The sequence below is a fragment of the Bacillus sp. RC240 genome (assembly GCF_044907945.1).
GTDB lineage: Bacteria > Bacillota > Bacilli > Bacillales > Bacillaceae_G > Bacillus_A > Bacillus_A mycoides.
Genome location: NZ_JBIYCT010000011.1, coordinates 1 through 22,390, shown reverse-complemented (window position 1 = coordinate 22,390; position 22,390 = coordinate 1). Strand labels below are relative to the sequence as shown.

The window sequence follows — 22,390 nt, the reverse complement described above, 5'->3', positions numbered from 1 at the left end:
AGGAATTTATATGGGACATCATCAAGGTCACCAACATCATGGACATACTCACGGGCATTCGCATGGACATCATCATTTTGAGGAGAGCAGGAAAGGGAATAGAAAAGGGTTAATTACAGCTTTAGTAATTACAGCAACTATTATGTTCCTTGAATTTTTTGGAGGACTAGTTACAAATAGTTTGGCCTTATTATCTGATTCAGGACATATGTTAAGTGATACAAGTTCATTATTATTAAGTTTAATTGCAATAGGACTTGCAGCTAGAACGGTTACTTCTACAAAAACATATGGATATTATCGTTTTGAAATATTAGCAGCATTAATTAATGGAATTACATTATTTGTTGTAGCAGGGCTTATCGTATGGGAAGCAATTGGTCGTTTTTTTGAACCACCAACTGTAGCAAGTGGTCCAATGATGTTAATCGCATCAATTGGTTTACTAGCGAATTTAATTAGTGCATGGGCTCTTATGAGACAAGGTGATGTGAAAAATAACGTCAATTTACGTAGCGCATATTTACATGTTCTTGGAGATGCTTTAGGTTCAGTTGGTGCGTTAGTAGCTGGTGCACTTATGTCTTTATTTTCATGGTATATTGCAGATCCAATTATCTCAGTAATTGTAGCGCTATTAATTTTAAAGAGTGCATGGGGAGTAACAAAACATTCCATTCATATACTTATGGAGGGTACACCTGTTTCAATTAAGATAGAACAAGTTAAGCAAGCTATTAAAGAAGTAGAGGGTGTACGTGATATACACGATCTCCACATTTGGACAATTACATCAGGATTAGATGCATTAAGTGTCCATGTAATGATTGATAAAAAACAGGACGATCAAGAAGTGCTTCAAAATATTATTACTATGTTAAAACAGGAGTTCCATATTGAACACGCTACAATTCAAATTGAAACGCTTAAGATTAAGCATAGTGAAATGGTCATTTAATAAAATTGAACAAAAAGGCTATGGAGGAAATTCTCCATAGCCTTTTTGTTCACATAAGTAGAATTGTCCTTTTTGAACGTTTTGTTTCAACTTTTCGTCTAAAGAGACAAAAAGTTGTCACAATTCCGTCACAATTAGCATAAACATAAAATAGACGAAATGAACTTACTTCCAAAAGGGCTTGGTTAATTCAATTTATGATTAGTAAAGCTGAAAAAGCGCGGATTTAAAGTTCACTATATTCTCAAGGAGGTAGATCGTATGAAAACTATTCTTGCTATCGCTGGGCTTATTTGGGTTTTATCACATGGCATTCCAATTTATGAAGGAGAACAAATTCGCAGTGCTCTGAATAAAAATTTTAATGAATATCATATCATTGATCGGCAAGATAATGTTGTGACAGTTCGTGTAAATGACTGTTTTCATACGGTAACCGTTGAAGGAACTTCAGTAGTGAATGATACAAAAGTATGTGACCAGCAATAATTATATATAGGAAGAAAAAGTCTCAATTTACACGTGTGAAAATTGAGACTTTTACATTTGTGGATGAATAATAAGCGGGGATGGACAATCCCCGCTTATTATTGTTTTTTTGAAAAAAAGAAAGGGTATCATATTAATTGAGACTGAGAAGCTAATGATGTGTTAAGAATAATCATAAAGCGAAAATATACTCATATGGGGTATCCTACATAGATATTTGATGATATAATTGGTATACTCATAAAAGCAATTGTTTTATTGGATGAAGAGAAACTTTAAGAAGGTGATAATATGGATCATAAGGACCATGAATCAGTAACACATAGATCAGAAAAAGAAAAAGAACAAATTATAAATAGATTAAAGAGAATTGAAGGCCAAGTCCGTGGTATTCAAAATATGATTGAAAATGATCGTTATTGCGTGGATATTTTAGTTCAAATTTCTGCGATTAATGCAGCGATGAAAAAAGTAGGAATGGGTGTCTTAAAAAATCATACGAGTCATTGTGTTTCAGGAGCTATTAAAAATGGTAATGGTGACGAAGCAATTGAAGAATTAATGACAGTATTTGAACGTTTTTCAAAAGCATAAAAGCCAAGCTAGTATTTGACTAGCTTGGCTTTTGTTTATATAGGAGAAGATATATAAATTCATAATTGGAGCAAAAAAATAAAGATTTTAGAAAAGAATTAAAATCATGATACAAAACCATTGATTACCTTAGGGGGGTATGGTAAGATGTAGTTGTGATTAACAAACAATGAAGAAACAAGAGGAGGATTTTAAATGGAACAGTTAACATTACAAGTTGAAGGTATGTCTTGTGGACATTGTGTAAATTCTATCGAAGGCAGCGTGAAAGAACTAAACGGTGTTGAACAAGTGAAAGTTCAATTATCAGAAGGAACTGTTGAAGTTACTATCGACTCATCAGTTGTAACGTTAAAAGATATCGTTGCTGTAATTGAAGATCAAGGATACGATGTTCAATAATTATTTTTAGATACGGAAATAAATCGTACTTTAAACGAAGTACGATTTATTTTGCTAATAATTATACCTTATAAGGGTATATAGAGGTGAGAGACATGAATGAACAAAAAGAGGCCAATCTTCAAATATCAGGAATGACATGTGCAGCATGTGCAAATAGAATTGAAAAAGGTCTTAAAAAAGTAGAAGGTGTTCAAGATGCAAATGTAAATTTTGCACTTGAAAAAACAAAAATTATATACGATCCAACTAAAACTAATCCGCAACAATTTAAAGAAAAAGTTGAATCGTTAGGATATGGAATTGTAAGTGATAAAGCTGAGTTTACTGTTTCGGGAATGACATGTGCAGCATGTGCGAATAGAGTAGAAAAACGTTTGAATAAGCTAGAAGGTGTGAATAAAGCAACAGTAAATTTTGCTTTAGAATCGGCTACAGTTGACTTTAATCCTGATGAAATTAATGTAAATGAAATGAAGAGCGCGATTACAAAGTTAGGATATAAATTAGAAGTAAAATCAGATGAGCAAGATTCATCAACAGATCACCGCTTAAAAGAAATTGAGCGACAAAAGAAGAAGTTTATTTTTTCGTTTATTTTATCATTTCCGTTATTGTGGGCAATGGTGAGTCATTTTTCATTTACATCTTTTATTTATTTACCTGATATGCTTATGAACTCTTGGGTGCAGCTAGCTCTTGCAACTCCAGTTCAGTTTATCATTGGTGGGCAGTTTTATGTTGGAGCTTATAAAGCGTTACGTAATAAAAGCGCCAATATGGATGTTCTCGTTGCACTTGGAACGTCTGCAGCATATTTCTACAGTGTGTATTTAAGTATTAGGTCGATTGGTTCTTCGGAACATATGACAGACTTGTATTTTGAAACGAGTGCAGTACTTATTACATTAATTATTTTAGGTAAATTATTTGAGGCGAAAGCAAAAGGACGCTCGTCAGAAGCAATTAAAAAATTAATGGGACTACAGGCGAAAACCGCTACTGTTGTACGAGATGGAACAGAAATAAAAATTTTAATCGAAGAAGTGGTAGCCGGTGATATCGTTTATGTGAAACCAGGGGAAAAAATCCCGGTAGACGGGGAAATTGTAGAAGGAAAGTCAGCAATAGATGAATCGATGTTAACAGGCGAGAGTATTCCGGTTGATAAAACAATTGGAGATGTAGTAATCGGTTCTACAATGAATAAAAATGGATTTTTAAAAGTTAAGGCAACTAAAGTAGGAAGAGACACTGCATTAGCTCAAATTATTAAAGTAGTGGAAGAGGCTCAAGGGTCGAAAGCTCCTATTCAAAGGGTAGCTGATCAAATTTCGGGTATTTTCGTACCTGTTGTAGTTGTGATTGCTATTATCACATTTGCGGTGTGGATGATATTTGTTACGCCTGGTGATTTTGGTGGAGCACTTGAGAAAATGATAGCAGTACTTGTTATCGCTTGTCCATGTGCATTAGGTCTTGCGACACCTACATCTATTATGGCGGGATCAGGAAGATCAGCTGAATACGGTATTTTATTTAAAGGCGGAGAGCATTTAGAAGCGACGCACCGATTAGATACAGTTATTCTAGATAAAACAGGTACTGTGACAAATGGGAAGCCTGTGTTAACAGATGTAATTGTAGCAGATGGATTCCATGAAGAAGAAATACTACGTTTAGTAGGTGCGGCAGAAAAAAATTCTGAACATCCACTTGCAGAAGCGATTGTAGAAGGAATTAAAGAAAAGAAAATTGATATCCCAAGTTCAGAAACGTTTGAAGCAATTCCGGGATTCGGTATCGAATCAGTTGTAGAAGGGAAACAATTATTAATTGGTACACGTCGATTAATGAAGAAATTCGATATTGGTATTGAAGAAGTTTCTAAATCGATGGAAGAGCTAGAACGAGAAGGAAAAACAGCAATGCTTATTGCGATCAATAAAGAATATGCTGGTATAGTCGCCGTTGCAGATACTGTAAAAGATACTTCAAAAGCAGCTATCGCAAGACTTAAGAAAATGGGTCTAGACGTTGTTATGATTACAGGAGATAATACACAAACTGCTCAGGCAATCGCTAAGCAAGTTGGTATTGATCACGTAATTGCAGAAGTATTACCAGAAGGAAAAGCAGAAGAAGTGAAGAAACTTCAAGCTAGTGGTAAGAAAGTGGCTATGGTTGGAGATGGAATTAATGATGCTCCTGCTCTTGCTACAGCGGACATTGGAATGGCAATTGGAACAGGAACAGATGTAGCGATGGAAGCAGCGGATATTACGTTAATCCGTGGTGATTTAAATAGTATTGCTGATGCAATTTTCATGAGTAAAATGACGATTAGAAATATTAAGCAAAATCTATTCTGGGCGTTAGCTTATAACGGCCTAGGAATTCCGATTGCGGCGCTCGGTTTCTTAGCTCCTTGGGTTGCAGGTGCAGCGATGGCGTTTAGTTCTGTATCAGTCGTATTAAATGCATTAAGATTGCAAAGAGTTAAATTGAAATCTTAAACACTTTCAGCTATAAAGCGAATTTAATATGCTTTGTTAACAATAAACAATACTTTGTATAAGTATTGTTTATTGTTCGCTTAGAAGGAAAAGTCGAAATAATTTAGAAAGAGCAGAAGTAGAATCATATATAGTGGAAGAAACTGTTTCGAAAATAAACACGAAATAATTATCCGGATAACCGAAATAAAAGAGTTAGTTTGATAAGGAGTTTTACATATGTTTAAAGATATTAAAATTAGAACATTCCAGAAGGAGGATTTAGAGCAAGTATTACAATTGTTCTATGAAACGGTTCATACGGTGAATGCAAAAGATTATAACGAGTTGCAGCTACAGGCGTGGGCCCCAGAGCGACTAGATAGAGAGAGATGGCTACAGTCTTTAGAAAAGAATATTTGTTACGTTGCTGATTATAAAGGTGTGATAGTGGGATTTGGGGATTATAATGATGATCATTACGTAGATCGCTTATTTACGCATAAAGATTATCAAGGAAAAAGGATAGCATCATACATACTACAGAAGTTAGAAAAAGAAGCAGTGAACTTGCAGCATAGGGATATATATACAGAGGCGAGTATTACAGCAAAACCTTTCTTTGAAAGCAAAGGTTTTATTTGCATAAAGGAACAAAATAAGCAGCATAATGGTCAAATTTTTATTAATTATGTCATGAAAAAAATAGCCTTCTCATAAATGAGAAGGCTATTTTTCATTATTTTACAGCTTCTTTTAGTTCTTTACCAGCTTTAAAAGCAGGTACTTTAGAAGCTGCGATTTGCATTTCTTCACCCGTTTGTGGGTTACGGCCTGTACGAGCAGCTCTTTCACGAACTTCGAATGTACCGAATCCGATAAGTTGTACTTTTTCGCCAGCAGCTAAAGAGTTAGTGATTGATTCTACTACAGTTTGTAAAACTACAGTAGCTTCTTTTTGAGAAATCTCAGCGTTTTGTGCTACGTTTTTGATTAATTCTGTTTTATTCATGTTTTCACCTCATATGTAAATAATGCTATTTAAGTTGTTATTATAACGTATAAAACATTCGAGAACAAGTGTACGCACATATATTCGTAAAAAAAATGAAATTTGTAATATTTTTTAGGACCAATTTATAGACATTCAATTTAAGCGGATACAGATTTTTTCTTTAATGCAGTTTGCTCTTTATTGGAAGGTAGTTTCTTATTATAAGATATGAAATAAGGTAATGCTACAAATAACATACCCCCTACTAAGTTTCCGAAGAAAACAAAAATGAAGTTTGGAAAATATTCAACCCAAGTTAAATGACCAGAAAAAATTGCAGCTGGGATGACAAACATATTGGCTACAACGTGTTGAAATCCAATCGCAACAAAAGTCATAACAGGGAACCAAATACCGACAATCTTTCCGATAAATTCTTTACTTCCCATACTGAGCCAAACAGTTAAACAAACGAGCCAATTACACCCGATTGCAGAAATGAAGGCTTGCAGTGGTGTATCTTGTAGTTTAGCTTGTGCAATAGAAACTGTTTTTGCTAAAAAAGCTCCCTCCGTTAAGCCGACGATATGACCAAAAAAATAAGCGACGAATATAGCACCTATGAAGTTGCTAAACGTAACAATAACTAAATTTCGTATGAAGTGAAATAAGTCGATTTTTTTGTGAAGCCATGCCATTGAAACGGTCATCATGTTGCCAGTTACTAATTCACCGCCTGCAAGGATAACGAGTATAAGACCGATAGGGAATACGGCAGCACCTAAAAAGCTAGTAAATGATCCCCAAGATTTTGGCATTGTTCCGATAACATGGATATCAAGTAAATATCCTAATGCTATGAAAGCACCACCAAAAAAACCGAGAATTAGCATAGGGAGCAATGATAAATGAGCTTTTTTTCTTCCAGAATTAGCAGCAAGTTCCGTAATTTCTTCTGGTGTAAATACAGACATGAATAACCTCTCCTTAATAGAATGATGGAATGAATAGAAGAAACATTTTAAAGAATCTATGTATGATAAAAATATGATATGATTTCTGTATAAATTTGTCAAAGTGAGTGGGGCTGAAATTGGATATAACGAACATTGTTCATGTTGTCACATTAATGTAACAATAAGGATTTAAAGTGATTTTAGAGGTGAAAACATGAATACGCATCATGTAAAAAAAGAACGAAAAAAATCAATCGTAAAGATATTTATTATTAGTTTCATAAGTATATTAATGATACCAGTAAGTTTGTATTTCTATGCGACTGAAATAGAAAGAAGACTAGTAACAGTTACGTGGAATGAAATAGAAGCTCCTACAATTCCTAAAGAGTTTAATAATAAAAAAATATTGCAGTTCTCAGATTTACATTTAGGACCAGATTTTACATTGAAACAACTAGAAAATTTGGTGGAGAAGATGAATGAATTACATCCAGATATAGTAGTTTTTACAGGAGATTTAATAGATAAGTTTGGATCCTATAGTGCGGAAAGAGAAGAAGCAAAGGTTATTTTGCAGAAAATTAAAGCTCCCCTAGGAAAATATGCTGTGTTTGGGAATCATGATAGAGGTGGGGGCGGTAGTTTATTTTACAAAAAGTATATGGAGGAAGCTGGTTTTTCTGTGTTAGTAAATGAAGTGCAGAAAATTAAAGGGGAAAACGGCAAGTATATTACAATATCAGGTTTGGATGATTTTTTATTAGGGAAGCCACAAATAGACTCGACTTTAAAAAACTTAAGACAACAAGATTTCAATATGCTATTAATGCATGAGCCGGATGTTGTAGATAAAGTATCTCGTTATCCAGTCGATTTTCAAATGTCAGGACATAGTCACGGAGGACAAGTTCAAATTCCTTTTGTAGGTCCTTTAATTACTACAAAACTAGCTGAGAGTCATGTTGAAGGTATGTATGAATTAGAAGGGAAGAGTAAGCTGTTACATTTATACGTAAATCGTGGTATTGGGACAACCCGAATGCCTGTTAGATTTTTGAGTGTACCGGAACTTTCACTATTTGTATTGAAGCAAAGTAGTGACTGAAGTAGAACGTTTAATATTTTGAAGAATTAAGAGTACTTTTAAAGAAAGTTCTCTTTTTTTATTGATTAAATACAGAATATTATGTATTTTTTATTTAAACTGTTAAAAAGAAAGGGGAATTTCTATGATAGAAACATGGCATAAAGAATTGGAAAGTTTATATAATCAAATGGTTTCGTGGCGAAGAGATTTTCATCAATACCCAGAGCTATCGTTTCAAGAAATAGAAACACCGAAAAAAATAGCTGAAATTTTAAAAAGTTTTCATATTGATGTGAAAACAGATGTCGGGGGAAGAGGGGTAATCGGCGTAATTGAAGGTGGAATACCTGGGAAGACGATGGCGCTACGTGCTGATTTTGATGCACTACCTATTCAAGATGAAAAGAAAGTTTCATATAAATCAAAGGTTCCTGGTGTAATGCACGCTTGTGGCCATGATGGACATACAGCAACACTTTTAGGAGTTGCAAAAATATTAAGTGATAACAGAGACCAACTTTCAGGAAAAATAGTCCTTATTCATCAACATGCAGAAGAGAAAGAGCCTGGCGGAGCAATTGCCATGATTGAGGATGGTTGTTTAGAAGGAGTAGATGTTGTTTTTGGTACACATTTATCTTCTCAGATGCCTTTAGGAATTGTTGGAACGAAAGCTGGAGCAATGATGGCGGCAGCTGATACTTTTGAAGTGAAGATTCAAGGGCGAGGTGGTCACGGCGGTATGCCACATCATACTGTAGATGCTATTATCGTTGCAACACAAGTTATTAATCAGTTGCAACTTTTAGTGAGTAGAAAAGTCGATCCACTTCAATCAGCAGTTTTAACAGTTGGTACATTCCATGCCGGGCAAGCCGATAATATTATTGCGGATACTGCTACGTTTACAGGAACCATTCGAACGTTAGATCCTGAAGTGAGAGAATATATGGAGAAGGAATTTAGACGAGTTGTTGAGGGGATTTGTCAGTCCCTTCATGCTGAAGTTAATATTCAATATAAACGAGGCTATCCAATATTAATAAATCATGTAGCTGAAACACGTCATTTTATGACGGTTGCGGAACACGATCTTGGCAAAGAAAGGGTCATGGAAGTACCACCTATTATGGGCGGAGAAGATTTTGCATACTACTTAGAACATGTTCCAGGAGCATTTTTCTTCACAGGTGCCGGTAATGAAGAAATAGGGGCAACATATCCACACCATCATCCTCAATTCGATTTTGATGAACGTGCGATGTTGGTTGGTGGGAAGTTGCTTTTAAGTCTTGTGAATAGTTATTCAAGAGATGGAAAAGAATTTCTTCATCATGTAGAAGTGAAAAAGTAATTTACATAAATAAAAAACAACAATAGGTCATATAAAACCTATTGTTGTTTTTTATTATTTTTGCAAGGAAAGACTATCAAAATATGTTCTATAGTTATTAGAGAATTCAAAGTTGTTTTTTGCATCCCAATTAATAGACCAAGACATTAGGCCACGGAATGCAGGATAGCCACTCTGATTTGAAAGTTTATACTTTCCTCCGAAAGGAATTCCTTTAATGATATAATCTAAAGCTTTTTTCATTTCAGTTGGAGAAATATATCCGCCACTTGGAGCGGCCGCTGGTGCTGCAGGAAGTCCAATCATGACTTGATCCGAACGAAGGGGCGGGAAAATGTTATTTGCATTACCACCTACAGGAAAACCATGTAAGAGCATATCTGCCATAGCGACTTCGTAGTCTGCAGTACCTTGATTGTAGTTATTACCGTCCATTCCAATCCCGCTACCAGCGTTGTAGTGTTGAACGTGAATGTATGTTAGTTTGTCTTTCACTCCGTAAATAATCGGTAAATATGCACCCCAGATGCTTCCATATGCGCTATAGCCGCCTTGAACATAAGCTGTTTCAGGAGCCATGCTTAATAGGAAATCTGGACCGTAATGGTCTGAAATCGTTCGAATTGCTGAGATAAGATTCACGATTTGAGGAGTTGTTGGGTTTTTAAAATTAGTGTCATTACCGTTTAAGTAAATACCTGATTCAAGGTCAATATCTATTCCATCAAAACCGTATTTATCGATTAGAGATTGTATGGAATTAATAAAACGTTGTTTAGCAGCATTGTCAGGAAGTAAAACGACCCCATTTTGTCCACCTATTGAAAGAACTACTTTTTTTCCTTTACTTTTTAAATAGGAAATATCAGATTTGAATTCTGCATCTGTACCATACACAGGGGAAAATTCAACAGTGGAACGATCACCACCAGTTTCACCGAAAGATACATTTATTACATCCCATTTTGGTGAAATATCTTTTAATTTAATAATGCCAGTACCGTTATCAAAGTTATGCCAATATCCAACGAGTAATTTTGACCCTAAATTGTTTGCTGCTTGTGCTTGAAAGGGAGCTAGCGGTAGCAGTAAGAAAATTACTAAAGTACAACAAATGAATTTAAACTTGTTTAACATATCAACACTCCTATACAAAAAGTTGTCTAGATGTATAATCTTGTTTATTTAATGATATCTGAAAATTCATTCTTTTGTAAGGTGACTATAATTTTCTCAACAATTGTGTATGGGAAATTATTAAACCTAATGAAATAATTTTTGAAGGAGGTCGAATTACGATTGTTAAATTCAGAATATTTTGATATATTTTAAAGTATAGGATAAGATTTTTCGCATAATACTCTTACATAAATTTCAAAATTAAGTTTGGAAGGGGATGTACAAGAGTTGGATAAAAATCTTAAGAAAGACCTCAAAATACGCCACATTACAATGATTTCCATTGGTGGCGTAATAGGAGCTGGTTTGTTTGTTGGAAGTGGTGCGGTTGTGCATTCAGCAGGTCCAGGTTCTATCGTTTCATATGCATTAGCAGGACTTCTAGTTATTTTCGTTATGAGAATGCTAGGAGAAATGGCAGCTATTAATCCGACAAGTGGTTCATTTGCAACATATGCAAGAGAGGCAATTGGTCCATGGGCAGGTTATACAATTGGGTGGCTATATTGGTTTTTCTGGGTAATTGTTATTGCAATAGAAGCTACAGCAGGTGCTGGTATTATTCAATACTGGATTCCAGAAATCCCACTCTGGTTATTAAGCTTAATATTAACGATTTTATTAACGTTGACGAATGTTTTCTCGGTGAAATCATTTGGAGAATTTGAATATTGGTTTTCATTTATTAAAGTAATAAGTATTGTTTTGTTCCTTTGTCTTGGACTAGCTGTTATTTTAGGATTTGTACCAGGAACGGAAGCGCCTGGCACTTCGAATCTGGTAGGTCAAGGAGGATTTATGCCAAATGGTATAAGTTCGGTGTTACTTGGAATCACCGTCGTTATATTTTCATTTATGGGATCAGAGATTGTTGCAGTAGCGGCTGGTGAATCTGCCGAACCTGTAAAAGCAGTAAAAACAGCAACAAATAGTGTGATTTGGCGTATTCTCGTATTTTTTATTGGATCTATCGCTGTAGTTGTTACACTTCTTCCATGGAACTCAGCAAACATATTAAAAAGTCCGTTTGTAGCGGTACTTGAACATATAGGAATACCAGCGGCAGCACAAATTATGAATTTTATCGTTTTAACAGCTGTACTTTCTTGCTTGAATTCAGGTTTATATACAAACTCAAGAATGCTTTTTTCGATGGCAGAAAGAGGAGATGCTCCAAAGGCATTTTTAAAATTGAACAGTAGTGGTGTTCCAGTTCGGGCAGTTTTATTTGGAACGTTCTTTGCTTATATTGGAGTTGTTTTTAGTTACATATCTCCAGATAAAGTCTTTTTATTTTTAGTGAATGCATCTGGTGGGATTGCGTTACTAGTTTATCTCGTTATAGCAGTTTCACATTTAAAGATACGTAAAAAAATGGGGAAAGTAGAACAACAAAATTTGAAAGTGAAAATGTGGCTTTTCCCGTATGTAACGTATGTTACAATTGCCGCTATTATAGCAGTTTTAGTTGCAATGGTTGCAATTGAATCTTTGCGTTCACAAGCACTTTTAACGATGCTTGTTACTGTTCTTATTATAGTTTCTTATTTTATTTTTAATAGAAATAAAAATAGTTCGGTTTTGAATCCTAAAAGTGAGGATAAAGAGCCCGTTCAATTCTAATTTATTGTTTTGGAAGAGAGTTACACCCAATCATTGCTATAAAAGAATCATATATAATCATAGAAACAAGTAATTACTATTGTCATAGTGAATATAAACTTTTTTCTTGACTTTTTATACGAAGGCGAGCAAAATGGTAAAAAAGGAAGGGGGGATGATGATGGAAGAGTACGTATTGGAGCTGTATAACTTTTTATATACGACAGAATGGCAAGATATTGTTTCGTTTCTAGGAATAGTATTTTGTATGAAAATTGTAATTGTATATATGGAAGAGCAAGGTATGTTCTATTCCTTCTCATCTCCGTTCGATGTGCAGCGCGAGCCGTTGCTGAACTATGCCAAGGTAAATTACGAACAATTTCCTTTTGTGATTTTCTTTATGATTCGATTTATAACAGCAATTGTAAAGAAGAAGGAAAGTGACGATGAAGAGTGCCACTCAACTTGTAATATAGCTAACGTTTTTTAAGCTAAATACAAGGAGGAGATTTATATGTGGTTTCGATTTCTTATGATTGGTTTCTTTTCATTAACAGCAATTTCATTAATGGGATATCAAGTGTCTGAAATATATCAAGCGTATAGCAATACGTTTTTTAACAAAAACTAATTCCATTGCTATTTAAATAATAAAGCGATAAAATCCTTCTTAAGAAGTTTTATTAAGAAGGATTTTTTTCTTTGCTCTGTCTTACTGTGTCAAACTATTGTCACATTTACACTGTGAATAATATGTTAAAATAGTGAGGTTACGTATACATATTTGAAGGAAGAGGAGTGACCATTTTGGTGGATCAATCAACTAATCAGAAAAGCTATGCTCCTATTGTGATAACGCTTTCTGTACTTGTAAATGCGATTATTTTATTTTTGTTCTTTGGACCTGTTGGCTATGAAGGAGAAGTACATTTTGATGTAACAATTTTACCAATGTTAAATGCAATCTTTAATAGTTTTACGTTTGTATTTTTATTAGCAGCATTATTCTCTATTATTAAAAAGAATGTAAAAATGCATCGTGGATTTATTCTTGCAGCATTTACAACGACTTTACTATTTTGTGTTTCATATTTATCGTATCATTACTTGGCGCCAGCAACACATTTTGGCGGAGAAGGATTCATTAAATATGTGTATTTCATCATTTTAATTACACATATTATCCTTGCAGCAATTATTGTACCACTTGCATTGTTTGCACTTGTATTTGGTTTTACAAATCAATTAACACGTCATCGTAAAATTGTACGTTGGACGATGCCAATTTGGTTATATGTAAGTTTATCTGGGGTTATTGTTTACTTAATGATCTCGCCTTATTATCAATAAAAAATCTCAGCCTTTAAGGCTGGGATTTTTTTGTTAAGCAAATTTGTTTGTGAAATTAAAAAAGTGTGGTATACAAAAGTATAGTTGCTTTTCATATGGAAGGGATGGTAAAGGTATATGCAAAATTTTGTATTTCGTAATCCAACAAAACTTATTTTTGGTAAAGGACAATTAGAGCAGTTAAAAACTGAGATTCCACAGTTCGGTAAGAAAGTTCTTCTCGTATATGGAGGAGGAAGTATTAAAAGAAACGGTATTTATGATAATGTAATTTCTATTTTAAAGGATATAAATGCGGAAGTGTTTGAATTGACAGGTGTTGAACCGAATCCTCGTTTATCAACTGTAAAGAAAGGGATTCAAATTTGTAAAGACAATGGAGTCGAATTTATTTTAGCAGTTGGTGGAGGAAGTGTAATCGACTGTACGAAAGCGATTGCAGCTGGTAGTAAGTATGATGGAGATGTGTGGGATATTGTAACGAAAAAAGCATTTGCTAGCGAGGCGTTACCATTTGGTACTGTGCTTACGCTTGCAGCAACAGGATCTGAAATGAATGCAGGATCTGTAATTACAAACTGGGAAACGAATGAAAAGTACGGCTGGGGCAGTCCAGTTACATTCCCTCAGTTTTCAATTTTAGATCCACTACATACTTCGTCTGTGCCGAGAGATCAAACGATTTATGGTATGGTCGATATTATGTCGCACGTATTAGAGCAATATTTCCATCACGGCATGAATACAGAATTACAAGATCGTTATTGTGAATCTGTTTTAAGAACAGTAATTGAAACAGCTCCTAAGCTTTTAAGTGATCTAGAAAATTATGAGCATAGGGAAACAATTTTATATTGCGGTACTATGGCGTTAAACGGCATTTTAGCGATGGGAGTAAAAGGAGACTGGGCAACTCATAATATTGAGCATGCAGTTTCTGCTGTTCATGACATACCGCATGGGGGCGGACTCGCGATTCTATTCCCAAATTGGATGAAGCATGTTATAGATGAAAACGTGAGTCGCTTTAAACAGTTCGCTATTCGTGTATTCGATGTAGAAACAGATGGGAAGACAGATAAAGAGGTTGCATTAGAGGGAATTGAGGTGTTACGTCAATTTTGGACTTCAATTGAAGCTCCAGTAACATTAGCTGATTACGCTATTAGAGAAAGTGAAATTGACTTAATGGCGGATAAAGCGATGGCTTATGGTGAATTCGGTAACTTTAAAAAATTAAATAAAGACGATGTTTTAAGTATATATAAAGCTTCTTTATAAGTGAATCGAAAAAAGAAACCCATTTGATATAACAATCAAATGGGTTTCTTTTTTGTTGTCTATAACCGTTTGTGACTGGTTTTGATTATTTATGAATGTTTATGGTTGATTTTTGTGATCGTTTTCATTATACTGTAATCAAAGAAGAGGTGAAGAAAATGTTAACTCCTGAACGTCATCAAATGATATTGCAACTTGTAAAAGAGCAGAAGGTTGTTAAATTACAGCAATTAGTGGAAAGAACAGAAAGCTCTGAATCAACAATTCGTCGTGATTTAGCGCAATTGGAAAAGCAAAGGTTATTAAAAAGAGTTCATGGTGGTGCCTCTGTTTTAACAGGAAAAGGACAAGAGCCAACGATGGTTGAAAAATCATCCAAAAACATTCAAATAAAACAACAAATTGCCAAGTATGCGGCTAGTATTGTTGAACAAGGGGATTGCGTTTATTTAGATGCAGGAAGTACAACATTTGAAATGATTCCATTTTTAATAAACAAAGATGTTACTGTCGTAACGAATGGACTTATGCATATTGAAGCTTTAGTTGAAAATAATATTCGTGCGTATTTACTAGGCGGGATGATGAAGAGTAGGACGAAAGCTTTAATTGGTGCTATGGCACAGGAAAGTATGCAGAAGTATCGCTTCGATAAATCTTTTTTAGGAGCGAATGGTGTACACGAACAGCTTGGTTTTACAACACCAGATCCAGAAGAAGCGCTCTTGAAGCAACTGGCATTAACATTAGCAAATGAAGGATATTTCTTAATTGATGAAAGTAAGTTTTCAGAAGTTGCATTTGCAAAAATTGCAAATGTTGAAGATGCAAGTATTATTACAAACCATTTAGAAATTGATTTAGAAAAATATAGAAGACAAACAAATGTGATTGAGGCTGATAAACAATGATCTATACAGTTACTTTAAACCCATCTATTGATTATGTAGTACAAGTTAATTCTTTCGATTTAGGAACAGTAAATCGAGCAGAGAAAGATATGAAGTTTCCTGGAGGGAAAGGGATTAATGTTTCTCGCGTTCTTCATCGTTTAGGTGTCGAAAATGTAGCGCTTGGATTTACGGGTGGATTTACCGGTCAATTTATTAAAGGTGTATTACATGATGAAGGTGTAACAACAAACTTCGTCCAAGTAGGTGGAGATTCTCGAATTAATGTGAAAATAAAAGGGCAAGAAGAAACGGAGTTAAATGGACAGGGTCCTATTGTGACAAATGAGCAATTTGAACAATTGATGAAAAAAATCGAAAGTATGCAATCTGGAGATTGTGTTGTACTAGCTGGAAGTGTACCAGCTTCTATTCCAAATACCTTTTATGAATCAATCGCAGCGTTTGGAGCCGAAAAAGGTATTCGTGTAGTAGTAGATGCAAGTGGTAGTGCACTGCAGCATGTAATTAAAAATAAACCGTTTTTAATAAAGCCAAATCATCATGAACTTGGTGAGTTATTCGGAGTGGAGCTTTCAACCGTAGAAGACATATTACCGTATGGAAGAAAATTAATCGAACAAGGTGTAGAGCACGTTATCGTATCAATGGCAGGAGATGGAGCTTTATTATTTACGGCAGAAGGTATATATGAAGCAACTGTTCCGAAAGGTGTTGTAATTAATTCGGTTGGGGCCGGAGATTCTCTCGTTGCAGGGTTTGTAGGTAAATACGAACAGACAAAGGATATTGAAAAGGCATTTCAATATGGTGTTGCAACAGGAAGTGCAACAGCATTCTCGGCGGATTTATGTACAAAGGAAAAGGTAGAAGAATTATTGTCGCAAGTAATTGTAGCTAAGCGATAGGGGGAAGCAATATATGAAAATTACAGAACTATTAAAAAGGGATACAGTCATTATGAATATGACAGCTTCAAATAAAGAAGCTGTCATAGATGAATTAGTTGAAAAATTAAACGGGGCAAATCGTTTAAATAGTAAAGCTGAATTTAAAGAAGCTATTCTAAAGCGGGAGTCACAAAGCACAACTGGAATTGGTGAAGGTATTGCTATACCTCATGCGAAGACGAATGCCGTTAAACAACCATCGATTTGTTTCGGTAGAAGTGTAAGCGGTATCAACTATGAGTCGCTTGATGGACAGCCTGCACATCTGTTTTTTATGATTGCTGCGAGTGAAGGGGCGAATAATACTCATTTAGAAACGTTATCTCGTCTCTCTACGTTATTGATGGATGAAGGGTTCCGCAAGCAATTATTAGAAGCAAAGGATGAGGATGAACTTCTCCGTTTATTTGATGAAAAAGAGAATGAAAAAGAAGACGAAGAAGTTGAAGTAGCAAAGCCGGAAGGGAATGAGCCATACGTATTAGCTGTTACAGCTTGTCCGACTGGTATCGCTCACACATATATGGCTGCGGATAGTTTAAAAGCAAAAGCGGCAGAGTTAGGGATTGCGATTAAAGTTGAAACGAATGGATCAACAGGTGTAAAGAACGGTTTAACGAAAGAGGATATTGAACGCGCAACAGCGATTATCGTTGCGGCAGATAAACAGGTAGAAATGAACCGTTTCGCTGGGAAGTATGTCATTCAAGTGCCAGTAGCTGATGGTATTAGAAAAACTGAAGTCCTTCTTAATAGAGCTGTAAAACAAGATGCACCAATCTTTAAAGGTGTCAAAGAGAATGGGAAGGCAGAAAATGTAGAGAAAGAAAAAGGGCTAGGAATTTATAAGCATTTAATGAGCGGTGTAAGTAATATGCTTCCGTTCGTTGTTGGTGGCGGAATTTTAATTGCATTAGCATTTATGTTCGGTGGAATTAAGGCGGAAGGTCCTATTGCTGAAATATTAATGAATATTGGCGGTGGAGAAAAAGGAGCCTTTTTATTCCTTGTACCAATCTTAGCTGGATTTATTGCGAGTTCTATTGCTGATCGACCTGGTTTTATGCCTGGCGTTGTCGGTGGTTTTTTAGCAGCACAAGCGAATGCGGGATTTTTAGGTGGATTAATTGCTGGTTTCTTAGCTGGATATGTTGTTTTAGGATTGAAAAGATTATTTTCAGGATTACCAGTACAGTTAGAAGGAATTAAACCTGTTTTGTTATATCCAGTCTTTGGATTGTTGATTACAGGAGTTGTTATGCAAAAAGTAGTAAATCCGCCTGTTGTAGCATTAAATGAAATGTTAACAGGATGGTTAAATGGTTTGAGTGGTACGAATGCTATATTATTAGGACTTATTTTAGGTGGTATGATGGCAATTGATATGGGTGGTCCAATTAATAAAGCGGCATTTACATTTGGTATTGCTGCAATAGAAGCACAGAATTTTGGAGTGCACTCAGCAGTTATGGCTGGTGGTATGGTACCGCCACTTGCGATTGCATTCGCAACCACATTCTTTAAAACAAAATTTACAGAAGCAGAACGTAAATCTGGTTTAACAAATTATATTATGGGAGCATCGTTTATTACAGAAGGTGCGATTCCATTTGCAGCTGCCGATCCGGTTCGAGTAATAGTAAGTTGTGTTGTTGGTTCAAGTATCGCGGGTGCCTTATCTATGTTATTCCAAATTACATTGCCGGCACCGCATGGTGGATTGTTTGTTATCGCATTAGTGAATAAACCGTTGCTATACATTTTCTCTATATTAATTGGGACGATTGTTTCAGCTATTATGATAGGTGTTTGGAAGAAGAAAGTTAAATAAAAGATAAAAAGGGACAGCTAATAGGAGTTGTTCCTTTTTCGTTACAAAAAGTAATTTAATAATTGGATTATGATGGATTTTGGTAAAAGATGTAATGAAAAGTGATTTTTTTGTAACAAAAAAGTAATACTGTAATTTTTTCTGGAAAAAAATTCTTATGCTAATTTGTGAGAAATATATGAAAACTATTGCTAATTTTGGTAGAAATACAATTCTTTAATATGGAAATTTATGTTACAAATCATTAATCGTTTATTACGAATGCTTTGTAATTGTGTGATTTTCGAAATTCTACAAAAAACTGTTGCTATAATGAGAACACGAAAACAAAGCAAATGGAGGCTATTCATGAAAAAATTATTAGGTATAGCAACAGCAGCAGTTTTTGGTCTTGGGATTTTTGCAGGTTCTGCTAAAGCGGAAACGATTGTAACAACAGATGTATTAAACGTTAGAGAAAACCCAACTGTAGAATCAAAACTTGTAGGTAAAATGTTAAGTGGAAATAAATTAGATGTTATAAATACAGAAAACGGATGGTCCAAAATTAAATTAGATGGTAAAGAAGCTTTTGTAAGTGCCGAGTTTACGAAAAGTTCTTATTATGTAACAGCAAACGTATTAAACATTCGTGCTGGAGCGAATACTGATTCAGAAATTCTTGGCACGCTTAAAAAAGATGACTTGATTGAAACGACAAATCAAGTACAAAACGAATGGTTACAATTCGAATATGGCGGGAAAGCGGCGTATGTTCACATACCATTTTTAACAGGTACAGCACCTGTTATTGAAAGAAAAGAAGTTCCAGCTCAAGATGAAGCGCCAACTAAGGTGAAAACGGCGGTTAAAAATGATACATCAGTTAAGGAGAAAGCGCCGGCTAAAAATGATACGGCAGTTAATGGAAAAGAATCAGTTAAAAGTGGAGCATCAAGTAAACCAGTAGCGCAAGCGAATCCGGCAACTAAGCCAGTGGCGAAATCTACTGAAACAAGTGAACCTGCTGGTCGTGAAATAACAGTAGAAGCGACAGCTTACACAGCTCACCCGAGTGAAAATGGCACATATGGTGGTCGTGTGTTAACAGCGATGGGGCATGATTTAACAGCGAATCCAAATATGAAAGTTATTGCTGTTGATCCGAAAGTAATTCCTCTCGGATCAAAAGTGTGGGTGGAAGGATATGGAGAAGCGATTGCTGGAGATACTGGTGGCGCGATTAAAGGAAACCGTATTGATGTTTTAGTTGGTTCAGATAGCACTGCTGATAGTTGGGGTCGTAAATCCGTTAAAGTGAAAGTTATAAAATAATTTATTAAAATAAAAAACGGCTGCTTGAAAATGTCTAAGCGGCCGCTTTTTTTTATAAGAATTATTGAAAAGGGTAAATTGTTTTACCTGTAATAATTTTATACGCGGTGCAAAATTGAGTTTGCATATACTCTGTATTTTTATTTTCTGGATGTAACGTTGTTTCTTGAATAGTAGAATGAAAGGAACGTAGTAAACAATTTAGTGCGAAGTATAATTCTTCTTGTGAACAATTTTGTTCTTTTATAGCAGTAGCTAAAATAAGGTCTTTTATTAATAATGGAAAATCGATAGTCGCTTGTTTCATAGTCATTGCACCCTCTCCGAGCTATTTTTTATCATGTATATGCAGAATTGGACAAGCTATGCTCTTTTTTTGTGTAATTTCATGTACTAGATTCAAAGAACTTGCAATCATGCCGTTAAAATTGGTAAGATTGGGTATAATCAATAGATGGAGTATATTACATAAAGAGAGTTGAATGATATGGGAGAAGTGCAACGTGAAAAAGTTGCTGTCATCATTGGGCCAACTGCTGTCGGAAAGACGAAATTAAGTATCGATCTTGCAAAAGCGTTGAATGGTGAGATTATTAGTGGTGATTCCATGCAAATTTATCGTACGATGGATATCGGGACTGCAAAGGTGACGATAGATGAGATGGACGGAATTCCGCATTATATGATTGATATAAAAGATCCGGAAGATTCATTTTCTGTGGCGGAATTTCAAGAACGTGTCCGTAAGTGCATTCGAGAAATTACAGAGCGCGGGAAATTACCAATTATTGTTGGTGGAACCGGTCTCTATATACAATCTGTTTTATTCGATTACCAGTTTACAGATGAGGCTGGGGATGCTACATACCGAGAACAGATGGAAAAGTTAGCATTAGAACACGGTGTGGAATATGTACATAAAAAGTTACAAGAAGTAGATCCAGAAAGTGCGGAGCGTATTCATGCCAATAATGTAAGGCGTGTTATTCGGGCGTTAGAAATTTTTCACACGACGGGTGAAAAAATGAGTAACCAGCTCGAAAAACAAGAAAATGAGTTACTGTACGATGTTTCATTAATTGGCTTGACAATGGATCGAGAAATGCTATACGATCGCATTAACTTACGTGTTAACCTAATGATTGAACAAGGTTTATTAGAAGAAGTAAAAGGTTTACATGAAAGAGGAGTGCGAGATTGTCAATCTATTCAAGCGATTGGTTATAAAGAGATATATGATTATTTTGAGAATCGTGTATCTTTAGAAGAAGCGGTATCACAATTAAAGACGAATTCACGCCGTTATGCAAAACGTCAATTAACGTGGTTCCGTAATAAGATGGATGTCGCGTGGTTCGATGTTACTGATGGTGAAAAAACGTCAGAAATTTTACGATACATAGAAGGAAAGCTACAACTAAAGTCGAATAATAGTAAGTAGAGAAAAAGAGGAGGATTCGACATGAAGCAATCAATCAATATTCAAGATCAGTTTTTAAATCAACTCCGTAAAGAGAATACGTTCGTTACGCTGTACTTATTAAATGGTTTCCAGCTTCGTGGATTAATTAAAGGATTTGATAATTTTACAGTCCTGCTGGAAACAGAAGGTAAGCAACAGCTTATTTATAAACATGCAATTTCTACATTTGTACCACAAAAAAATGTTTCAATTGAATTAGAGTAGTAATGAATTATTGTACATAACAAAAAAAGAGCGAGTTTCTCGCTCTTTTTTTTATTTGTCATAAACAATAAATGGTGAAATTTAAGCGATTCTAAATACAGTAAGTCGGATGTTAGTGTTGCCTGTTTCGGGAATTGTAATTTCGCTAAGGGTAGATTTGACAGAAATATTTGTGCTAGCTGCTAATGTTTCAATTGTAGTAAATGAAAGGGAGTCGCCTATTAGATTTGAAGAGAAGTTGTCAGTTGCGACTGCTCCATTTATTGAAATTCCTATTCCGAGCGGAGCACATCCTGGTGCAGTTGTAGAGATGGATACGCTAATTACATAAATACCAGCGTTGATAACAGTAACTGTATCTGTGCCGTTGAAGATAATATTGTTTGCGTTAAATACTGTATTAAAAATGAAGTTGTTAAATTGGAGTGCAGTTTGTTGAATGTTGTTTGTTACAACGATTGTTGCTACTGGGAAGCTAGGTCCAGTAGGTCCGGTAACTCCTATACCAGTAGCACCCGTTGGTCCTTGAAGACCTTGAGGTCCAGTAGCACCCGTGTTACCTTGAACGCCTTGAGGTCCAGTAGCACCCGTGTTACCTTGAACGCCTTGAGGTCCAGTAGCACCCGTGTTACCTTGAAGACCTTGAGGTCCAGTAGCACCAGTGTTACCTTGAAGACCTTGAGGTCCAGTAGCACCCGTGTTACCTTGAAGACCTTGAGGTCCGGTAGCACCCGTGTTACCTTGAGGTCCAGGAGGCCCACCAGAAGGTCCAGTAGGTCCGGTAACTCCTATACCAGTAGCACCCGTGTTACCTTGAACGCCTTGAGGTCCAGTAGCACCCGTGTTACCTTGCGCACCTTGAGGTCCTTGAGGTCCAGTAGCACCCGTGTTACCTTGCGTACCTTGAGGTCCAGTAGCACCCGTGTTACCTTGCGCACCTTGAGGTCCAG

At 35.6% G+C, this 22,390-nt stretch carries 23 protein-coding genes; 18 read left to right on the top strand and 5 right to left on the bottom strand.

Going from position 1 to position 22,390, the window contains the following annotated elements:
* The first annotated feature begins 10 nt into the window (after nucleotides 1–10).
* The 6 genes from ABH955_RS24670 (at nucleotide 11) to ABH955_RS24645 (ending at nucleotide 5,658) form a co-directional block, all read left to right on the top strand.
* Complete coding sequence (locus tag ABH955_RS24670) at nucleotides 11–958, top strand: cation diffusion facilitator family transporter (protein ID WP_404491770.1); 948 nt, start codon at nucleotides 11–13, stop codon at nucleotides 956–958.
* 261 nt (nucleotides 959–1,219) lie between these two features.
* On the top strand, nucleotides 1,220–1,447 hold the full coding sequence (locus ABH955_RS24665; RefSeq protein WP_000849103.1) for a hypothetical protein: 228 nt from the start codon (nucleotides 1,220–1,222) through the stop codon (nucleotides 1,445–1,447).
* A 291-nt stretch (nucleotides 1,448–1,738) separates the two neighbouring features.
* Nucleotides 1,739–2,041, top strand: coding sequence for a metal-sensing transcriptional repressor (locus ABH955_RS24660; protein ID WP_002014668.1), 303 nt, complete (start codon nucleotides 1,739–1,741; stop codon nucleotides 2,039–2,041).
* 195 nt (nucleotides 2,042–2,236) lie between these two features.
* Complete coding sequence (gene copZ, locus ABH955_RS24655) at nucleotides 2,237–2,443, top strand: copper chaperone CopZ (protein WP_002066751.1); 207 nt, start codon at nucleotides 2,237–2,239, stop codon at nucleotides 2,441–2,443.
* 95 nt (nucleotides 2,444–2,538) lie between these two features.
* Complete coding sequence (locus ABH955_RS24650; protein WP_404491769.1) at nucleotides 2,539–4,959, top strand: heavy metal translocating P-type ATPase; 2,421 nt, start codon at nucleotides 2,539–2,541, stop codon at nucleotides 4,957–4,959.
* Nucleotides 4,960–5,178: 219 nt separating this feature from the next.
* Complete coding sequence (locus ABH955_RS24645; RefSeq protein ID WP_002033656.1) at nucleotides 5,179–5,658, top strand: GNAT family N-acetyltransferase; 480 nt, start codon at nucleotides 5,179–5,181, stop codon at nucleotides 5,656–5,658.
* Nucleotides 5,659–5,677: 19 nt separating this feature from the next.
* On the opposite strand, the gene ABH955_RS24640 is transcribed toward ABH955_RS24645, so the two are convergent.
* Both ABH955_RS24640 and ABH955_RS24635 read right to left on the bottom strand, forming a co-directional pair.
* Nucleotides 5,678–5,950, bottom strand: coding sequence for an HU family DNA-binding protein (locus ABH955_RS24640; protein WP_002033657.1), 273 nt, complete (start codon nucleotides 5,948–5,950; stop codon nucleotides 5,678–5,680).
* A gap of 140 nt (nucleotides 5,951–6,090) precedes the next feature.
* Nucleotides 6,091–6,906, bottom strand: a complete 816-nt coding sequence (locus tag ABH955_RS24635; RefSeq protein WP_404457359.1) for a formate/nitrite transporter family protein — start codon at nucleotides 6,904–6,906, stop codon at nucleotides 6,091–6,093.
* A 196-nt stretch (nucleotides 6,907–7,102) separates the two neighbouring features.
* On the opposite strand from ABH955_RS24635, the gene ABH955_RS24630 reads away from it, so the two are divergent.
* Both ABH955_RS24630 and ABH955_RS24625 read left to right on the top strand, forming a co-directional pair.
* Nucleotides 7,103–7,996 carry a metallophosphoesterase gene (locus ABH955_RS24630; protein WP_404457358.1) on the top strand — a complete coding sequence of 298 codons (894 nt, stop codon included), beginning with the start codon at nucleotides 7,103–7,105 and terminating at the stop codon, nucleotides 7,994–7,996.
* Nucleotides 7,997–8,120: 124 nt separating this feature from the next.
* Complete coding sequence (locus ABH955_RS24625; protein WP_002167780.1) at nucleotides 8,121–9,332, top strand: M20 metallopeptidase family protein; 1,212 nt, start codon at nucleotides 8,121–8,123, stop codon at nucleotides 9,330–9,332.
* Between the two features lie 54 nt (nucleotides 9,333–9,386).
* Here the strand turns inward: ABH955_RS24625 and ABH955_RS24620 are convergent, their stop codons facing one another.
* Complete coding sequence (locus ABH955_RS24620; protein WP_404457356.1) at nucleotides 9,387–10,469, bottom strand: chitinase; 1,083 nt, start codon at nucleotides 10,467–10,469, stop codon at nucleotides 9,387–9,389.
* A gap of 270 nt (nucleotides 10,470–10,739) precedes the next feature.
* Here ABH955_RS24620 and gabP point away from each other — a divergent pair, with 270 nt between their 5' ends.
* The 8 genes from gabP (at nucleotide 10,740) to ABH955_RS24580 (ending at nucleotide 19,753) form a co-directional block, all read left to right on the top strand.
* Nucleotides 10,740–12,134 carry a GABA permease gene (gene gabP / locus ABH955_RS24615; RefSeq protein WP_404457355.1) on the top strand — a complete coding sequence of 465 codons (1,395 nt, stop codon included), beginning with the start codon at nucleotides 10,740–10,742 and terminating at the stop codon, nucleotides 12,132–12,134.
* 133 nt (nucleotides 12,135–12,267) lie between these two features.
* Nucleotides 12,268–12,606, top strand: a complete 339-nt coding sequence (locus tag ABH955_RS24610) for a hypothetical protein (protein ID WP_002014685.1) — start codon at nucleotides 12,268–12,270, stop codon at nucleotides 12,604–12,606.
* A gap of 317 nt (nucleotides 12,607–12,923) precedes the next feature.
* Nucleotides 12,924–13,466 carry a DUF420 domain-containing protein gene (locus ABH955_RS24605; RefSeq protein ID WP_002137842.1) on the top strand — a complete coding sequence of 181 codons (543 nt, stop codon included), beginning with the start codon at nucleotides 12,924–12,926 and terminating at the stop codon, nucleotides 13,464–13,466.
* Between the two features lie 117 nt (nucleotides 13,467–13,583).
* On the top strand, nucleotides 13,584–14,747 hold the full coding sequence (locus ABH955_RS24600) for an iron-containing alcohol dehydrogenase (protein ID WP_404457352.1): 1,164 nt from the start codon (nucleotides 13,584–13,586) through the stop codon (nucleotides 14,745–14,747).
* 158 nt (nucleotides 14,748–14,905) lie between these two features.
* Nucleotides 14,906–15,658 carry a DeoR/GlpR family DNA-binding transcription regulator gene (locus ABH955_RS24595; protein ID WP_219303363.1) on the top strand — a complete coding sequence of 251 codons (753 nt, stop codon included), beginning with the start codon at nucleotides 14,906–14,908 and terminating at the stop codon, nucleotides 15,656–15,658.
* Nucleotides 15,655–16,566 (top strand): 1-phosphofructokinase, encoded by a 912-nt coding sequence (gene pfkB / locus ABH955_RS24590; protein ID WP_367961663.1) that lies wholly within the window; start codon nucleotides 15,655–15,657, stop codon nucleotides 16,564–16,566. The genes ABH955_RS24595 and pfkB overlap by 4 nt, the downstream gene beginning before the upstream one ends.
* Before the next feature lie 13 nt (nucleotides 16,567–16,579).
* The gene (locus tag ABH955_RS24585; RefSeq protein WP_061688518.1) at nucleotides 16,580–18,439 is read left to right on the top strand and encodes a PTS fructose transporter subunit IIABC; all 1,860 of its coding nucleotides are present in this window, start codon (nucleotides 16,580–16,582) and stop codon (nucleotides 18,437–18,439) included.
* Nucleotides 18,440–18,787: 348 nt separating this feature from the next.
* Nucleotides 18,788–19,753, top strand: coding sequence for an SH3 domain-containing protein (locus tag ABH955_RS24580; RefSeq protein WP_404457350.1), 966 nt, complete (start codon nucleotides 18,788–18,790; stop codon nucleotides 19,751–19,753).
* A 61-nt stretch (nucleotides 19,754–19,814) separates the two neighbouring features.
* Here the strand turns inward: ABH955_RS24580 and ABH955_RS24575 are convergent, their stop codons facing one another.
* The gene (locus ABH955_RS24575; RefSeq protein WP_219303744.1) at nucleotides 19,815–20,060 is read right to left on the bottom strand and encodes a hypothetical protein; all 246 of its coding nucleotides are present in this window, start codon (nucleotides 20,058–20,060) and stop codon (nucleotides 19,815–19,817) included.
* A 180-nt stretch (nucleotides 20,061–20,240) separates the two neighbouring features.
* Between ABH955_RS24575 and miaA the strand changes: the two genes are divergently transcribed.
* Both miaA and hfq read left to right on the top strand, forming a co-directional pair.
* Nucleotides 20,241–21,194: a tRNA (adenosine(37)-N6)-dimethylallyltransferase MiaA gene (gene miaA, locus ABH955_RS24570; protein WP_002014696.1), complete on the top strand. Its 954-nt coding sequence runs from the start codon at nucleotides 20,241–20,243 to the stop codon at nucleotides 21,192–21,194.
* Between the two features lie 21 nt (nucleotides 21,195–21,215).
* On the top strand, nucleotides 21,216–21,440 hold the full coding sequence (hfq, locus tag ABH955_RS24565; RefSeq protein ID WP_000813896.1) for an RNA chaperone Hfq: 225 nt from the start codon (nucleotides 21,216–21,218) through the stop codon (nucleotides 21,438–21,440).
* Nucleotides 21,441–21,521: 81 nt separating this feature from the next.
* Here hfq and ABH955_RS24560 read toward each other — a convergent pair.
* On the bottom strand, nucleotides 21,522–22,390 hold an 869-nt coding region (locus tag ABH955_RS24560; RefSeq protein WP_404491767.1), incomplete at its 5' end, for a Gly-Xaa-Xaa repeat protein.

Excerpts from the sequence above, each read along its gene's own strand:
- ABH955_RS24670 (WP_404491770.1), top strand. The coding sequence starts at position 11 with ATGGGACATCATCAAGGTCACCAACATCATGGACATACTCACGGGCAT.
- ABH955_RS24665 (WP_000849103.1), top strand. The coding sequence starts at position 1,220 with ATGAAAACTATTCTTGCTATCGCTGGGCTTATTTGGGTTTTATCACAT.
- ABH955_RS24660 (WP_002014668.1), top strand. The coding sequence starts at position 1,739 with ATGGATCATAAGGACCATGAATCAGTAACACATAGATCAGAAAAAGAA.
- copZ (WP_002066751.1), top strand. The coding sequence starts at position 2,237 with ATGGAACAGTTAACATTACAAGTTGAAGGTATGTCTTGTGGACATTGT.
- ABH955_RS24650 (WP_404491769.1), top strand. The coding sequence starts at position 2,539 with ATGAATGAACAAAAAGAGGCCAATCTTCAAATATCAGGAATGACATGT.
- ABH955_RS24645 (WP_002033656.1), top strand. The coding sequence starts at position 5,179 with ATGTTTAAAGATATTAAAATTAGAACATTCCAGAAGGAGGATTTAGAG.
- ABH955_RS24640 (WP_002033657.1), bottom strand. The coding sequence starts at position 5,950 with ATGAATAAAACAGAATTAATCAAAAACGTAGCACAAAACGCTGAGATT.
- ABH955_RS24635 (WP_404457359.1), bottom strand. The coding sequence starts at position 6,906 with ATGTCTGTATTTACACCAGAAGAAATTACGGAACTTGCTGCTAATTCT.
- ABH955_RS24630 (WP_404457358.1), top strand. The coding sequence starts at position 7,103 with ATGAATACGCATCATGTAAAAAAAGAACGAAAAAAATCAATCGTAAAG.
- ABH955_RS24625 (WP_002167780.1), top strand. The coding sequence starts at position 8,121 with ATGATAGAAACATGGCATAAAGAATTGGAAAGTTTATATAATCAAATG.
- ABH955_RS24620 (WP_404457356.1), bottom strand. The coding sequence starts at position 10,469 with ATGTTAAACAAGTTTAAATTCATTTGTTGTACTTTAGTAATTTTCTTA.
- ABH955_RS24610 (WP_002014685.1), top strand. The coding sequence starts at position 12,268 with ATGGTAAAAAAGGAAGGGGGGATGATGATGGAAGAGTACGTATTGGAG.
- ABH955_RS24600 (WP_404457352.1), top strand. The coding sequence starts at position 13,584 with ATGCAAAATTTTGTATTTCGTAATCCAACAAAACTTATTTTTGGTAAA.
- ABH955_RS24595 (WP_219303363.1), top strand. The coding sequence starts at position 14,906 with ATGTTAACTCCTGAACGTCATCAAATGATATTGCAACTTGTAAAAGAG.
- pfkB (WP_367961663.1), top strand. The coding sequence starts at position 15,655 with ATGATCTATACAGTTACTTTAAACCCATCTATTGATTATGTAGTACAA.
- ABH955_RS24585 (WP_061688518.1), top strand. The coding sequence starts at position 16,580 with ATGAAAATTACAGAACTATTAAAAAGGGATACAGTCATTATGAATATG.
- ABH955_RS24580 (WP_404457350.1), top strand. The coding sequence starts at position 18,788 with ATGAAAAAATTATTAGGTATAGCAACAGCAGCAGTTTTTGGTCTTGGG.
- ABH955_RS24575 (WP_219303744.1), bottom strand. The coding sequence starts at position 20,060 with ATGAAACAAGCGACTATCGATTTTCCATTATTAATAAAAGACCTTATT.
- miaA (WP_002014696.1), top strand. The coding sequence starts at position 20,241 with ATGGGAGAAGTGCAACGTGAAAAAGTTGCTGTCATCATTGGGCCAACT.
- hfq (WP_000813896.1), top strand. The coding sequence starts at position 21,216 with ATGAAGCAATCAATCAATATTCAAGATCAGTTTTTAAATCAACTCCGT.